Annotated in this window: 10 protein-coding genes; 2 read left to right on the top strand and 8 right to left on the bottom strand. The window is 35.3% G+C overall.

Going from position 1 to position 16,117, the window contains the following annotated elements; translation table 11 throughout:
• Positions 1 to 32: 32 nt before the first annotated feature.
• Positions 33 to 2,927, bottom strand: a complete 2,895-nt coding sequence (locus MHB47_RS11645) for a CDP-glycerol:glycerophosphate glycerophosphotransferase (protein WP_340756834.1) — start codon at positions 2,925 to 2,927, stop codon at positions 33 to 35.
• A 421-nt stretch (positions 2,928 to 3,348) separates the two neighbouring features.
• Here MHB47_RS11645 and MHB47_RS11650 point away from each other — a divergent pair, with 421 nt between their 5' ends.
• Entirely contained in the window at positions 3,349 to 3,792 is a 444-nt protein-coding gene (locus tag MHB47_RS11650) for a hypothetical protein (RefSeq protein WP_340756835.1), read from the top strand.
• A 218-nt stretch (positions 3,793 to 4,010) separates the two neighbouring features.
• Here MHB47_RS11650 and MHB47_RS11655 read toward each other — a convergent pair whose 3' ends face one another.
• Positions 4,011 to 5,201, bottom strand: coding sequence for a glycine C-acetyltransferase (locus tag MHB47_RS11655; RefSeq protein ID WP_340756837.1), 1,191 nt, complete (start codon positions 5,199 to 5,201; stop codon positions 4,011 to 4,013).
• Positions 5,202 to 5,392: 191 nt separating this feature from the next.
• Between MHB47_RS11655 and MHB47_RS11660 the strand changes: the two genes are divergently transcribed.
• Complete coding sequence (locus tag MHB47_RS11660; protein WP_340757329.1) at positions 5,393 to 6,571, top strand: M20 family metallopeptidase; 1,179 nt, start codon at positions 5,393 to 5,395, stop codon at positions 6,569 to 6,571.
• Positions 6,572 to 7,368: 797 nt separating this feature from the next.
• On the opposite strand, the gene tuf is transcribed toward MHB47_RS11660, so the two are convergent.
• From tuf to rpoC, 6 genes are all read right to left on the bottom strand, one after another.
• Positions 7,369 to 8,556 carry an elongation factor Tu gene (gene tuf / locus MHB47_RS11665; RefSeq protein ID WP_002508563.1) on the bottom strand — a complete coding sequence of 396 codons (1,188 nt, stop codon included), beginning with the start codon at positions 8,554 to 8,556 and terminating at the stop codon, positions 7,369 to 7,371.
• 222 nt (positions 8,557 to 8,778) lie between these two features.
• Positions 8,779 to 10,869 carry an elongation factor G gene (fusA, locus tag MHB47_RS11670; protein WP_107510334.1) on the bottom strand — a complete coding sequence of 697 codons (2,091 nt, stop codon included), beginning with the start codon at positions 10,867 to 10,869 and terminating at the stop codon, positions 8,779 to 8,781.
• Positions 10,870 to 10,988: 119 nt separating this feature from the next.
• Complete coding sequence (gene rpsG, locus MHB47_RS11675; RefSeq protein WP_002508565.1) at positions 10,989 to 11,459, bottom strand: 30S ribosomal protein S7; 471 nt, start codon at positions 11,457 to 11,459, stop codon at positions 10,989 to 10,991.
• A 70-nt stretch (positions 11,460 to 11,529) separates the two neighbouring features.
• Positions 11,530 to 11,943, bottom strand: a complete 414-nt coding sequence (gene rpsL, locus MHB47_RS11680; protein ID WP_002508566.1) for a 30S ribosomal protein S12 — start codon at positions 11,941 to 11,943, stop codon at positions 11,530 to 11,532.
• A gap of 95 nt (positions 11,944 to 12,038) precedes the next feature.
• Positions 12,039 to 12,293 carry a ribosomal L7Ae/L30e/S12e/Gadd45 family protein gene (locus MHB47_RS11685; protein WP_002508567.1) on the bottom strand — a complete coding sequence of 85 codons (255 nt, stop codon included), beginning with the start codon at positions 12,291 to 12,293 and terminating at the stop codon, positions 12,039 to 12,041.
• A 159-nt stretch (positions 12,294 to 12,452) separates the two neighbouring features.
• The gene (rpoC, locus tag MHB47_RS11690; protein ID WP_198643906.1) at positions 12,453 to 16,049 is read right to left on the bottom strand and encodes a DNA-directed RNA polymerase subunit beta'; all 3,597 of its coding nucleotides are present in this window, start codon (positions 16,047 to 16,049) and stop codon (positions 12,453 to 12,455) included.
• Between the last annotated feature and the right edge of the window lie 68 nt (positions 16,050 to 16,117).

Here is a 16,117-nt window from a genome sequence, read left to right on the forward strand (position 1 = left end):
TAACATTTTTCACCATGAAAGCGTATCTTTCACTACGCTTTATACCTTAGTGATTGTTCTGATATTAGCTTTATAGTTCGTTGTCTATTATTTTGATCATGATATTTGAAAAACATCGCACTTCTTCTTAAGTAAAACTTGCTCATTTTGAAGTTATTTTTTCTAACTTTAACAACTTCTTTTACTAATGAAGTTACATCATAAGTTACAGGACCAAACCCATTTTGTACATAGTTGAAATAGCCTGGAGTATACACTGAATATGTATAAATTTCATCAATATCAAATTGATAATAAATGATTGGTTTTCTTAAATAAGCAATATCAAATGCGATAGACGATACATCTGTTATTAATAAGTTAGTATTGCTAATGATATCTTTATAACTAAAGTGATTAGGGATGTTGATATATGTAATATGCTTAAAAAATTTCGAAAATCGGTCTTGCATTCTCGGATGTAAGCATAAATTAATTTTATTGTTTTTATGTTTGGCTATTTGTTGAATCTTAGGATGAGTTAAAAATGTATAAATGGATTTATAAAAATGACTTGCTACGAATTGTTTATCACTTACTTCAAGTAGATGAGGTCTCCAAGTAGGCATGACGGTTATCACTTGCTCAGTACTTTTTTTATTGTGACTTAATAAATCGAACCTAGATAATCCTGAAAGTATCACTTCTTGCTCGCTAAAACCGTATTTTTCTATAATTTCTCTTTTCTCTGCTTCAGCACTTGTAATAAAATAATCTATTGGTTTGTTCCGTTTATGTAATAACGTAGATAAGTCATTTTGAATGATACCATGTTGTAAAAATATGAATTCAAAGTCTAAAAGCTCTCTGATAAATTTCCCATTGATGCCACCAAACGGATTAAACAGATATGCTTCTGAGTGTGATGTAAAAAGTTTATTTGTTTTAAATATGAGTATATGGTGTCTTTTACTATTAAATGCAACAATCTTATCTCCATATTTTTCACGTAACTTTACAAAGTCTGGGCTGGAAGGATAAATAAGAAAATATGCTTTAACGTCAGGTTTGTTTTTTACCACAAAATCAAATAATGCTTCTGCGTTATCGCCTGCCTTATCTAATCTATCGACAAATAACCATACTTTGTCATTACTTCTTTTTTTATTAATAATGCCTATGATTTTATATATAGCTGACTTTCTCGTTTTTTTATTCTTAAGTAAGCCAAGTATATTTTTCCATATAATAAACCGCTTCTTTTTGATATTGAGAATCTTCTTATTATCTTCAATTCTTAACGTTCTATTAGCATATTGTTTAAATGGAATCCTCGTATTACTAAAATTCGTATGCCTTGTTTTACTGACTTGGTTAATCTTTTCTAAGCTGCTATGATTCACAAGATATTTCAATTCTATCTGCTTAATATCGTCATTTAAACTTATATCAAATCTGTAAAATTTATTATAACTGATGTTTTTATTCAAAAATTTTTGTGATGTTATTATCGATTCTTGAACAGGTCGAACGATTTCTTCTTTATTAATGATTGCTACTGGTATAACATCAATATTCATATTAATGTTTGGTAGGCTATATCCGCACTTTAATAGTTTATTTTTTTCATAAAGATATTCTGTCTTTAAATACATATCACTCACATTTTTAATGAAAATCTGGTTTGAATATATTTTATATTCACCGTTTTCATGCTTTATGTTTAAATTTGTCCCTTCATATTTCACTGATAAAATAGCGATTTGATACACAGCATTAATTTGCTTTAGATGCGCATTAGAGATTACGTCATCATCCATTCGTTTAAGTAACTGAATGATTTGGTTTGTATATTTTTCTAGTTGTTTACTGTTCAGGGTTGAAAGCGTAATATTTTGATAACTTAATCTATATTGTAAATCATATAAAATCATCATTTGTACGTACTTAGGAATATTATTGTCACGGTTGTCATTGATTAAGTAATTATGAAATTTTTCGATGGTTGGACTATAAAACGTTGAGTTAGATAATGCTTTATCTATAGCTGATGATTCGTCTCTTCTTTTCCTATACCAATAACAACCTTGCGTGTAACTCATTAAACCAATTTTAAAAGTTTGTTTAATGACATTGTAAACAAATTTAGCATCTTCACCATATTTTAATGAAGTATCAAAAGTTGCACCTTTAATAGCTGACGTTCTAAAAAATACAGAAGCAACATTCATTTGAATATGATCATAATCTTGTTTTAAATCTACGACTTTATTTACTTTATTTTCATATTTGAAATTTAAGGGATGTTCTCCAACAATATTGTCAAAAAACCTTAACCTTGTAGAAATAACGTTAAGCGTAGGATTCATCTCAAAATAATTATATACATGCTTTAAAGTTGTAAGTCCCCATTTGTCATCCGAATCAAGAAAGTTTACATATTTACCTCTTACATACTTTAAACCTGTATTTCTAGCGATAGAAACCCCTTCATTTTGTTTATTTATATAATAAATATTATTAGGATACCTATTTCTATATTTAATTAATATATCCTCTGAATTATCCGTCGATCCATCATTCACAAGAATAATCTGTACATCCTCTAAATTCATATTTTGTTTAATGATACTTTCTAATGTTTCTTCAATGTATTGCTCTGTATTATATACAGGTATTACAATACTCATTTTAAAATCATATCTTTCATATAAAAGTTCATTTAAACTTATAATTTGAATATCTTCAGTTTCAAATATTGCTAAGTCACTTAAATTTTTATATTTCAGTACGAGATCAATACCATGACTGTTTTCAATATCAGCTCGTATCATAGATTTTATATGATAAGCTATAATAATTTTTTTATATTCATCTCTACAATGTGTTACGATTTCATCAATTTCATTCATTGATGAAAAACTACCATAAACCACTAATTTTTTCATATTTTAGCCGCTCCTGAAAATTCGACAATTGCTCCAATATTTGATAATTGCACTTTAACAAATCATCATTAAGTAGAGCGCAGTCTAATACAATATATTACAATTATATTAAGAAAAATATGTGTGGAGGTAAATATAAATTCATTAATATTTTTGTCTAAAAATCGACTCATTAATGCTAAAAGTATAGTTTTATTAATTATATTGAGAGTGATTCTTAAAAATTAATATTTAAAAGTACTTTTCTGTTATTAAAAAGACTATTAGTTATAGTGTAAAAATACTATTTTGTGGGTATATGAGTAAGTGAAAGCATTGGATGAATTATATTGTGCTTAGCCATTTAGAATTACCTCTAGTAAAAAACACATCTCTTAACTATAAGATGACATGGGTTTGGTATCTTAAGGAGGTTGTTACTATGACTCATAATAGATCTAAAAAATTATTTCTGTTGTTTGGTGTACTGTCATGGTTATCAGTAATGATTTTATTCATTCTGCCAATCTTAGCGCCCTATCAAAATTTTATTGAATCTGATACTGGTTTGGCGCTCGGTTGGATTATTGTACTACTTGCCTTTATCACTCTATTTTATGTGGCTATTGTCATACTAGATATATATAGCCCTATCGCAACACAAGTATTACAATTTGTACTGTTAACAGTAGTGATTATTTGTGCAGTACCGTCTATCACTGCGTTTATTCTGGCATCATTCGTTATAGATATTAGTATAGTTGAAATATTTATTCCAATTGTACTTGTTATATTATCAAGTATGCTTCATATCTTATGGTTCACAATTCCATTTATCCAAAATAAACAAACACGTAAGCGTTTAAAGTCTAAAGCAGGACTTTAAACAACAGTGAAAACCCTGCTCATTTTCACATAATTATGTTTAATAGCCATGTTACTAAAAAGTAACATGGCTATTTTAGTTATTCACTATTTCTTCCCTTTTCTGGTCATAAAAAACGGGAGTGAAAAAGAAATCAAAATTTGATTTCATATTCCAACTCCCATAATGGTTGAGTCTGAAACACGTGTTGATGCGTCAGACTCAAGTTTAAATCCTTACTATTTAATTGTTCCTAGTTCTTTGCCTACTTTTTCATAAGCAGCTAGTGCTTGGTCTAACATTTCTTTCGTATGCGCAGCTGTTGGCATGTTACGCACACGTCCTGTACCTTTAGGAACTGTTGGGAAGACAATTGACTTCACATAGATGCCTTCGTCTTTCAAACGGCTACTGAATGCTTGTGTTTCCTTTTCATCGCCAATAATAACAGGTGTGATTGGTGTTTCTGAGTTACCAATATTAAATCCTAGATCTTTTAATCCAGCTTTTAAATAATTACCATTATCCCAAAGTTTATCGTGTAATTCTGTAGATGCCATTAATTTTTTCACTGATTCAGTGATTGCTTTCGTATCTCCAGGCGCTAATGATGTAGAGAATAAAAATGGTCTTGATTGTACTTTTAACCAATCAATTAATGATTGTGTTCCAGCTACATAACCACCTACAACACCAATCGCTTTTGATAACGTACCCATTTGGAAATCAATCTTGTCTTGCAAGCCAAAATGTTTTACTGTGCCTGCACCTTTACCCATCACGCCTGAACCATGTGCGTCATCAACATAAGTAATTAAGCCAAATTCTTCAGCGATTTCAACGATTTCTGGCAATTTCGCAACATCACCGTCCATGCTGAATACACCATCAGTAATGTACATAACTTTATTATATTGACCTGACTCCACTGCTTCTTTTGCTTTTGTGCGTAAGTCTTCCATATCTGAGTGGTTTACACGAATAATTTTCGCTTTAGATAAACGACAGCCATCTATAATAGATGCGTGATTTAATTCATCTGAAAGTATCGCATCATGTTTATTCATAACAGCAGAAATTGCTGCCATATTACAGTTGAAACCTGATTGATACGCTACCGCTGCTTCTGTCCCTTTAAATTCAGCTAATTTTGCTTCTAATTCATCATGTAAATCTAATGTCCCATTAATCGAACGTACTGCACCCGCACCAACACCATGTGTATCAATTGCATCTTTCGCAGCTTGCTTTAAATCTTCATCTGTTGCTAGTCCTAAATAATTGTTCGAAGATAGGTTAACGTAATTCTTTCCCTTGATATTAATTTCAGGCCCATTCGCACCTTCAATTGTATCGATTTCATTGTATAAACCGTTATCCTTTAAATACTGAATATTTTCATCTAAAAAGCCATGTAGTGATTGTACCACTGCAAGTCCCCCTTTGGATTGTCTTTGTGTTTAAGTTAATCATAACCTATTTTTAAAATACATGGAAGTAGAATAATAATTAAAAAGAAAGCGTTTTCCACAATTGAATTTGTCCGTTAATAATTGGTGGTACAGTTAAGTTATTTTAAATGGTATACTGGATAAAAATGACTAAGGAAGAAGGGTTGAAGTTGTTTGATTGGTTTCAACTAGCGCAAGAAAAAGAAAGTAAAATGATACAAGTACGTCGTTACTTACATCAATATCCCGAATTATCGTTCGAAGAATACCATACTCATGATTATATTCAAAATCAATTGAGTCAATTGTCATGTGAAATACGTACACCCGTAGGTCGCAATGGTATCGTTGCGACTTTTAAAGGTCGTGGCGACGGACCCACTGTAGCATTACGTGCAGACTTCGATGCACTACCTATAGATGAACTTACAGAGGTCGATTACCAATCTAAAAATCCAGGTGCCATGCACGCATGTGGCCATGATGGTCACACCGCAACTTTATTAGGCGTGGCGGAAATTATAGAGCATCATCTACAATTTTTAAATGGTAACGTGGTACTCATCTTCCAATATGGCGAAGAAGTAATGCCAGGTGGCTCTCAAGAAATGATAGACGATGGCTGTTTACAAGACGTAGACAAAATATACGCTAACCATTTATGGAGTGGTTATCCTACAGGTACGATTTATTCACGTGCTGGTGCAATGATGGCTTCACCAGATGAATTCAACATTACAATTCAAGGTAAAGGCGGACACGGTGCCAAACCACACGAAACCATTGACCCTGTAGTAATCATGGCTGAATTTATTATGAGTGCACAAAAAATCGTTTCAAGAACGATTGACCCTGTCAAACAGGCAGTGATAAGTTTTGGTATGGTCCAAGCAGGATCTGCAGATAATATCATTCCTGACACTGCATTTTGTAAAGGCACTGTACGTACATTCGATACAGAAGTTCAAACTCATGTTATGACTAAAATGGATAAACTCTTACAAGGGCTTGCTGTGGCAAACGACATCACATACACAATGGATTACATTAAGGGCTATCTACCTGTCCACAACAATCCAAGTAGCTATGAAGTTGTTAAAAAAGCAGCAAACGATATTAACTTAAGATTCAACGAGTCAGAATTAATGATGATTGGTGAAGACTTCTCTCATTACTTAAAAGTTCGTCCAGGCGCTTTATTCCTAACAGGATGCGGTAATCCAGAAAAAGATACAACACACCCACATCACAGTCCTAACTTCAATATTGATGAAAAAGCAATGAAATATACCGTTAGCCAGTTCCTCAAAATTCTAGAACTCGAAAATGTGATTGTTAGCGCCACTTAGGAATGAAATGAGTTAGTGGCGCTTATGCATGAGCTTTAGCTCAGGCGAACCCTAGACTAGTAACTCTGTTACTTTAGTAGTGCTTATGCATGCGTGTAAACGCAGGCGTTCCTCTTCCACTTCGTAATTTTATTACGTTAGTGGTTTTTATGCATGAGCTTTAGCTCAGGTAATCCTTTACCACTTAGGAATGAAATGAGTTAGTGGCGCTTATGCATGAGCTTTAGCTCAGGCGAACCCTAGACTAGTAACTCTGTTACTTTAGTAGTGCTTATGCATGCGTGTCAACGCAGGCGTTCCTCTTCCACTTCGTAATTTTATTACGTTAGTGGTTTTTATGCATAAAGACTTACTTGCCAATTCATTTGGATGTAAGTCTTACGCATATGCTTCAGCATATGTGATCTACTACAACAGCTCAGACGTTCTATTATTACTTATATAAACAAGCACAATGTCGTTTTGGCATTGTGCTTGTTTGTTTTCATTATTATTTTTATTTTCGTTAATTCAATTATACTATTTGCTTAAAACAGCAGTTATTTACGCAAATACCTGCGGGAAGACTACAAGATGAAGACTACAAGCTAGGGCGATGTCCGCGTAAATAATGATAAAAAGTGCTAAAGACAATTATATTAAGAAGCCCTAATCCATTTCGGGTTTCTGTGGTTTACAATAGCTTTGCTATTGCATTAAGAAGCCCTAATCCCTTGTTGTAATAAGGGCTTCTATATAAAAAAAGAGCCTCCATAAAGGAGGCTCCTAAAATATCTATCAAAGATAGAAATTATTTATTATTTAATAATTGAAGTTACAACGCCTGATCCAACAGTACGTCCACCTTCACGGATAGAGAAACGAGTACCATCTTCAATAGCGATTGGTGAAATCAATTCAACTTGCATTTCAACGTTATCGCCAGGCATAACCATTTCAGTACCTTCTGGTAAAGTAACAACGCCTGTTACGTCAGTAGTACGGAAATAGAATTGCGGACGGTAGTTAGTGAAGAATGGAGTATGACGTCCACCTTCTTCTTTTGATAAAACATAAACGTCTGCTTTGAAGTTAGTATGCGGTGTAATAGTACCAGGCGCAGCTAAAACTTGTCCACGAGAGATGTCATCACGTGATACACCACGTAATAAAGCACCAATGTTGTCGCCAGCTTCAGCGTAGTCTAGTAATTTACGGAACATTTCAACACCTGTAACAGTTGTCTTAGTTGATTCCTCTTGCATACCAATGATTTCAATTTCAGCACCGACTTTGATTTGACCACGTTCAACACGGCCTGTAGCAACAGTACCACGACCAGTGATTGAGAATACGTCCTCAACTGGCATCATGAATGGTTTGTCAGAATCACGTTCTGGTGTTGGGATAAATTCATCAACAGCGTCCATTAATTCTAAGATTTTGTTTTCATATTCTTCAACGCCTTCAAGCGCTTTTAATGCTGAACCAGCGATTACAGGAACGTCGTCGCCAGGGAAGTCATATTCGCTTAATAAGTCACGAACTTCCATTTCAACTAATTCTAATAATTCTTCATCGTCAACCATGTCAACTTTGTTTAAGAATACAACTAATGCTGGAACACCAACGTTACGTGATAACAAGATATGTTCACGAGTTTGAGGCATTGGACCATCAGCAGCAGATACTACTAAGATACCGCCGTCCATTTGAGCAGCACCAGTGATCATGTTTTTCACATAGTCAGCGTGACCTGGGCAGTCAACGTGAGCATAGTGACGAGAATTAGTTTGGTACTCGATATGAGAAGTATTAATTGTAATACCACGTTCTTTTTCTTCTGGAGCGTTATCAATCATGTCATATGATTGAGCTACAGTGTCACCATTTTTTGCCATTACAGTTGCAATTGCAGCTGTTAAAGTAGTTTTACCATGGTCAACGTGTCCGATAGTACCAATATTGGCATGGGTTTTTGAGCGGTCAAATTTTTCTTTAGCCATTATAAAATCTCTCCTATTCGTTAGAAAATTAATTTTTAAAATTTATCTCTCATGACAGTTACTCACTGTCACGAGAAGAATATTTGTTACTTGTAATAAAGGACTATATAGTACCTTTATAATGCATTTCAGCTAAAAAATCAATTGATAAAACTGTAAGCTACATAATTAAGCATTACATGTAATTAACAGATAGACTGTTATCTTACAAAATAAATTTAATTACTCTGCTGAATTACCACTGTTTTTCTTGATAATTTCTTCAGCAACTGATTTTGGAACTTCTGCATAGTGGTCAAAGTACATAGTATACGTACCGCGACCTTGAGTGTTAGAACGTAATGATGTTGCATAACCGAACATTTCTGAAAGTGGTACAAAAGCGTTAACAACTTGTGCATTACCACGAGGTTCCATACCATCAACACGTCCACGACGAGATGTTACGTCACCCATGATGTCACCCATGTACTCTTCAGGCATTTCGATTGTTACTTTCATCATTGGTTCTAAGATAACGGGATCACATTTTTTAGCAGCTTCTTTAAGCGCTAATGATGCAGCAATTTTGAAGGCCATTTCTGATGAATCGACATCATGGTATGAACCGTCATATAATTTAGCTTTAACATCAATTAAAGGATAACCAGCTAATACACCATTTTCCATTGAATCTTTAAGTCCTGCTTCAACTGATGGAATGTATTCACGAGGAACTACACCACCAACGATAGCGTTTTCGAATTCAAAACCGCCACCAGTTTCGTTAGGCGAGAATTCAATCTTAACGTCACCATATTGACCACGACCACCAGATTGACGAGCGAATTTACCTTGAACTTCAGCTGATTGCTTAAATGTTTCACGGTATGAAACCATTGGAGCACCAACGTTACATTCAACGTTAAATTCTTTCTTCATACGGTCTACTAAGATATCTAAGTGAAGTTCACCCATACCACCAATGATAACTTGTCCAGTTTCATCGTCTGTGTGTGCATGGAATGTTGGATCTTCTTCTTGTAACTTAACTAAAGCTGTAGTCATCTTGTCTTGGTCAGCTTTAGATTTTGGTTCAACAGATAAGTGAATAACAGGTTCTGGGAAATCCATAGATTCCAAGATAATGTCATTCTTCTCACCACATAAAGTATCACCAGTAGCAGTATCTTTAAGACCTACCGCAGCAGCGATATCTCCTGAGTATACTGTGTTAAGCTCTTGACGAGAGTTAGCGTGCATTTGTAGTAAACGACCTACACGTTCACGTTTGTCCTTTGTAGAGTTCTTAACGTATGAACCAGATGAAAGCGTTCCTGAATAAACACGGAAGAATGTTAACTTACCAACATAAGGGTCAGTCATTACTTTGAACGCTAAAGCAGCGAACTCAGCATTGTCATCAGCTTTTGCGATAACTTCTTCTTCTGGGTCATCAGCACGGTGTCCAACAATTGGTTTAACGTCTAATGGTGATGGTAGGTAATCAATTACTGCGTCAAGCAATAACTGAACACCTTTGTTTTTGAACGCTGTACCAACAAGAACTGGATAAAATTCAATATCATTTGTTGCTTGACGGATAGCGTCTTTTAATTCAGCGACAGTGATTGCTTCATCAGCTAAATATTTTTCCATTAATTCATCATTACTTTCAGCTACTGCTTCAATTAATGCTGAACGAGCTTCGTCAGCTCTTTCTTTATGATCCTCAGGAATTTCAATTTCTTCAATATCAGTTCCTTCGTTATTGTTATATTTGAAACATTTCATTTCAACTAAGTCAATGATTGCTTCAAATTGATCTTCAGCACCAATTGGTAATTGAATTGGTTGTGCATTAGCTTGTAAACGGTCATGAATAGTGCTAACTGCATATTCAAAGTTAGCGCCCATTTTGTCCATTTTGTTTACGAAGACAATACGAGGTACACTGTAATTTGTTGCTTGACGCCAAACTGTTTCAGTTTGAGGCTCAACACCTGATTGTGCATCAAGTACTGTTACTGCGCCATCAAGTACACGTAAAGAACGTTCAACTTCAACAGTGAAGTCTACGTGTCCTGGTGTATCGATGATATTTACACGGTGGTCATCCCATTGTGCTGTTGTTGCAGCAGATGTGATTGTGATACCACGATCTTGCTCCTGTTCCATCCAGTCCATTTGTGAAGCTCCTTCATGAGTTTCACCAATTTTGTGGATACGTCCAGTATAGTAAAGAATACGTTCTGTCGTAGTTGTTTTACCAGCATCGATGTGGGCCATGATACCGATATTACGAGTTCTGTCTAAACTAAAATCTCTAGCCATGTATTTTTCTCCTTCCAGTATAACTGCGAATAAATACTATAAATATGGCGATGCCCTAAGCATGCGCCTTCGATAGTAAACTATCAATGTGGAACATGCTCAGGGATAAAGCTACTATCCTACCAACGATAGTGAGCGAAGGCTTTGTTAGCTTCAGCCATTTTGTGAGTGTCTTCACGTTTCTTAACTGCGCCACCTGTATTGTTGGCTGCATCTAAGATTTCGTTAGCTAAACGCTCTTCCATAGTTTTTTCACCACGGTGACGCGAATAATTAACTAACCAACGAAGTCCTAAAGTCGTACGACGTTCTGGACGAACTTCAACTGGTACTTGATAGTTAGAACCACCTACACGGCGAGCTTTAACTTCTAATACTGGCATGATGTTGTCGATAGCTTCATCGAATACTTCAACAGCTTCACGACCACTACGTTCTTGAACTAAGTCGAAAGCAGAATAAAGAATTCTTTGAGCTGTCCCACGTTTACCATCTAACATGATTTTGTTGATCAATTTTGTAACTAATTTAGAGTTGTGGATTGGATCCGGTAATACGTCTCTTTTTGGTACTGATCCTTTACGAGGCATAATGTAAATCCTCCCTTCCTATTATAGTATATTTTTAAAATTTATTGCGAAAATTTACGGAATCTTAAACTTATTTTTTAGGTTTTTTAGCTCCGTATTTTGAACGGCTCTTTCTACGTCCATCTACGCCTGAAGTATCAAGCGCACCACGTACAACGTGATAACGTACACCAGGTAAATCTTTTACACGTCCACCACGTACAAGTACAACACTGTGTTCTTGTAAGTTATGTCCGATACCAGGGATATACGCATTAATTTCGATACTGTTTGACAAACGTACACGGGCATATTTACGTAACGCGGAGTTAGGTTTTTTAGGAGCCATAGTACCTACACGAGTACAAACACCACGTTTTTGTGGAGAGTTTAAACTAGTGTATTTTTTCTTTTTGCTGTTAAAGTTTCTGTTCAAAGCTGGTGAACCGTATGTTTTCGATTTGCTTTGTCTAGGTTTACGTACCAATTGATTAATAGTTGGCATTGAATGTTTCCTCCTCTCATCATTTATAATCCCACACATCCAGGTGGTTCATTTCAAGGGCAAATAAAATTTAGTAAGAATAATTCTTACTAATCTCATTTTAATAACGCAACAATTGTTGCATTAACGTTAATACCTACATATTCTCCTAAAGCTTGCTTGCTTTTGAAAAATGAAACAGGTATTTGTTTATGATTGATTTGACTTAACACGCGAGTCAGTAAATGAACTTCAACGTCTTCAGCAATAATCAATGATGTAACTTGGTTCTTATCCAAAGCCTTAAGCGTTTGTTTAAGTCCAATAACATGATGTTGTTTGTTAAAGCGTGCAACTTTTTCATTAGACATTAAAATATCCTCCAAAGTTCTGCTTGCATCAACCTTAATAATAATAACATCTTAGCTGCTGTTGAGTCAACTTTAAATACGATAAATTCTTCAAAAAACATAAAAAACAAGTGATCGAAATATAATATCTCGATCACCTTGTTTATTCAGTAAAAAGAATTACATCTTAGTTGGCTCTGATTCTTCTGAAACTGTTGTATTTGGTGCAACTGTGTCGTATTTAACGTCTCTGTAACGTCTCATACCAGTACCAGCTGGAATTAATTTACCGATGATAACATTCTCTTTAAGACCAAGTAAGTTATCGCGTTTTCCTTTAATTGCAGCATCTGTAAGTACACGTGTTGTTTCTTGGAACGAAGCTGCTGATAAGAAGCTTTCTGTTTCAAGAGACGCTTTCGTAATACCTAGTAAGACTGGTTTAGCTGTTGCTGGACGTTTACGTTCTTTAAATGCGTCCCGGTTTGCATCAGTAAAGCTATGAATATCTACTAATGAACCTGGAAGTAACTTAGTATCTCCAGCTTCGATAATGCGTACTTTACGTAGCATTTGTCTAACCATAACTTCAACGTGTTTATCATCAATTTCTACACCTTGCATACGGTAAACTTTTTGAACTTCTTTTAATAAATAACTTTCTGTTGCATTTAAACCTGATACAGATAAATAGTTCTTAGGCTCGATTGAACCTTCAGTTAGAACTTCACCACGTTCAACGCTTTGACCAACCTCAACTTTCAATCTTGAAGTACCTGAAGCTAAATATGATTTAGATTCGTTCGCACCTTTAATAACGATTTCTTGTTGACGGTCTTTCGCAATCTTGATGTCATCAACGACACCTTCGATTTCTGTAATCACGGCTTGACCTTTAGGATTACGTGCTTCGAAGATCTCTTGAATACGTGGAAGACCTTGCGTGATATCACTACCTGCTACACCACCTGTATGGAATGTACGCATTGTAAGCTGTGTACCTGGTTCACCAATTGATTGTGCAGCAATTGTACCAACTGCTTCACCAACTTCAACTTTTTCACCTGTAGCAAGGTTTTTACCGTAACATTTTTCACAAACACCGTGACGTGTATTACATGTAAATGCTGAACGTATATACATTGATTCAATACCAGCGTCTGTAATTTGTTTAGCAATGTCTGCAGTTACTAATTGATCTGGTTTTACAATTACTTCATCAGTCTCTGGATGACGGACAGTTTCTTTAGAATAACGTCCTTCAATACGTTCGATGAATGGTTCGATCATTTCTGTACCTTCTTTGATATCAGAAACAAGTAGACCACGGTCAGTGCCACAATCTTCATCACGAACAATAACATCTTGAGCAACGTCAACAAGACGACGAGTAAGGTAACCTGAATCGGCTGTTTTAAGTGCTGTATCGGCAAGACCTTTACGCGCACCATGGGTAGAGATAAAGTACTCTAACACTGTTAAACCTTCACGGAATGAAGAAGTGATTGGTAATTCAATAATCTTACCTGATGGTGCAGCCATAAGTCCACGCATACCTGCTAACTGTGTAAAGTTAGATGCGTTACCACGGGCACCAGAGTCACTCATCATAAAGATTGGGTTTGTTTTATCAAGTGAGCCCATTAATTTTTGCTGAATTTGGTCTTTAGCGTCAGTCCAAATTTCAACGACAGCGTTATAACGTTCAAATTCAGTGATTAAACCACGATTAAATTGTTTCGTAATTCTCTCAACTAATTTTTCGTGTTCATCTAAAATTTCTTGTTTATCTGGTAATACTACGATATCAGATACACCAACAGTGATACCTGCTTTAGTTGAGAATTTGAATCCTAAGTCTTTCATTCTGTCTAACATCATAGAAGTATCTGTGATGCTGAAACGATTGAAGACTTCTGCAATAATATTTCCTAAGAAATTCTTATTGAAAGGTTCAATTAATTCTTGGTTATCGAAGTATTCTTTTAATCCGCCTTCTCCTAATTCAGTAGCTGATACGAAATATCTAGCTGGTGTTTTATTTTCTAAATTAGTTTGTGTTGGTTCGTTAATATATGCAAATGAATCCGGAATGATTTCATTGAATATAACTTTACCAACTGAAGTTAACAAGATTTGTTTGTTTTGTTCTTCAGTAAATGTTGGATTATTAAATGATTTAGCATGTACACCAATACGTGAATGTAAGTGTACGTAGCCGTTCGCATAAGCTTTTAACACTTCATTTGTATCATTGAAAATCGCACCAGTATTCACTGATTCTTTACGCTCTAAAGTTAAGTAATAGTTACCTAGCACCATATCTTGTGAAGGTGTTACAACTGGTTTACCATCTTTAGGGTTTAAGATATTTTGTGCTGCAAGCATTAACATACGTGCTTCTGCTTGAGCTTCTTTAGATAATGGTACGTGAACTGCCATTTGGTCACCATCAAAGTCAGCGTTGTAAGCTGTTGTAGCAAGTGGATGTAGACGAATTGCACGACCTTCAACTAATGTAGGTTCAAATGCTTGAATACCTAATCTGTGAAGTGTTGGTGCACGGTTTAAAAGTACTGGGTGTTCTTTGATAACATCTTCCAATACGTCCCAAACTTCATCATCCATGCGTTCAATCTTACTTTTCGCATTTTTAATGTTTGTAGCAATTTCACGTTGAACTAATTCTTTCATGATGAAAGGTTTGAACAATTCTAATGCCATCTCTTTAGGTAGTCCACATTGATACATTTTCAAGCTAGGTCCAACTGCAATAACTGAACGACCTGAATAGTCAACACGCTTACCTAATAAGTTTTGACGGAAACGTCCTTGTTTACCTTTTAACATATGAGAGAGAGATTTTAATGGGCGGTTACCTGGTCCAGTAACTGGACGGCCACGACGACCATTATCGATAAGTGCATCAACAGCTTCTTGTAACATACGTTTTTCGTTTTGGACGATGATGCCTGGAGCACCTAAGTCTAATAAACGTTTCAAACGGTTATTACGGTTGATAACACGACGATACAAGTCATTAAGATCACTTGTAGCAAAACGTCCACCATCTAATTGAACCATTGGTCTGATTTCTGGTGGGATAATTGGAAGTACGTCTAACACCATCCATGCTGGATTATTACCAGAATGTCTGAATGATTCAACTACTTCTAAACGTTTAATTGCACGTGTAAGTCTTTGACCTGTTGCTGATTCTAACTCATCTCTTAGTTGTTTAAGTTCAGCGTCTAAGTCGATTTCTTGTAGTAATTCTTTGATACCTTCAGCACCCATTTTGGCGTTGAATTTACCTGGGAATTTATCATAGTACTCTCTGAATTCTGCTTCAGATAATAATGTCTTTTGCTCTAAACCAGTTGGACCTGGGTTAACAACAACATAAGAAGCGAAGTAAATAACTTCTTCTAACGCTCTTGGCGACATATCTAATAAAAGACCCATACGACTTGGAATACCTTTGAAGTACCAAATGTGTGATACAGGCGCAGCTAATTCAATATGGCCCATTCTTTCACGGCGCACTTTTGACTTAGTTACTTCTACTCCACATCTGTCACAAACCATACCTTTATAACGTACACGTTTGTATTTACCACAACTACATTCCCAGTCTTTCGAAGGTCCAAATATTCTCTCACAGAATAGACCATCTTTTTCTGGTTTTAAAGTACGATAGTTAATTGTTTCTGGCTTTTTAACCTCACCAAAAGACCATGAACGGATTTTTTCGGGTGAAGCAAGTCCTATTTTCATATAATGGAAATTATTTACATCAATCAAGGAGCCTACCTCCTTCAATTTAGATTAGCTGTGCAAATTGA

Origin of the sequence: Staphylococcus sp. FSL K6-3157 (assembly GCF_038005145.1) — a bacterium.
Classification (GTDB): Bacteria; Bacillota; Bacilli; order Staphylococcales; family Staphylococcaceae; genus Staphylococcus; species Staphylococcus equorum.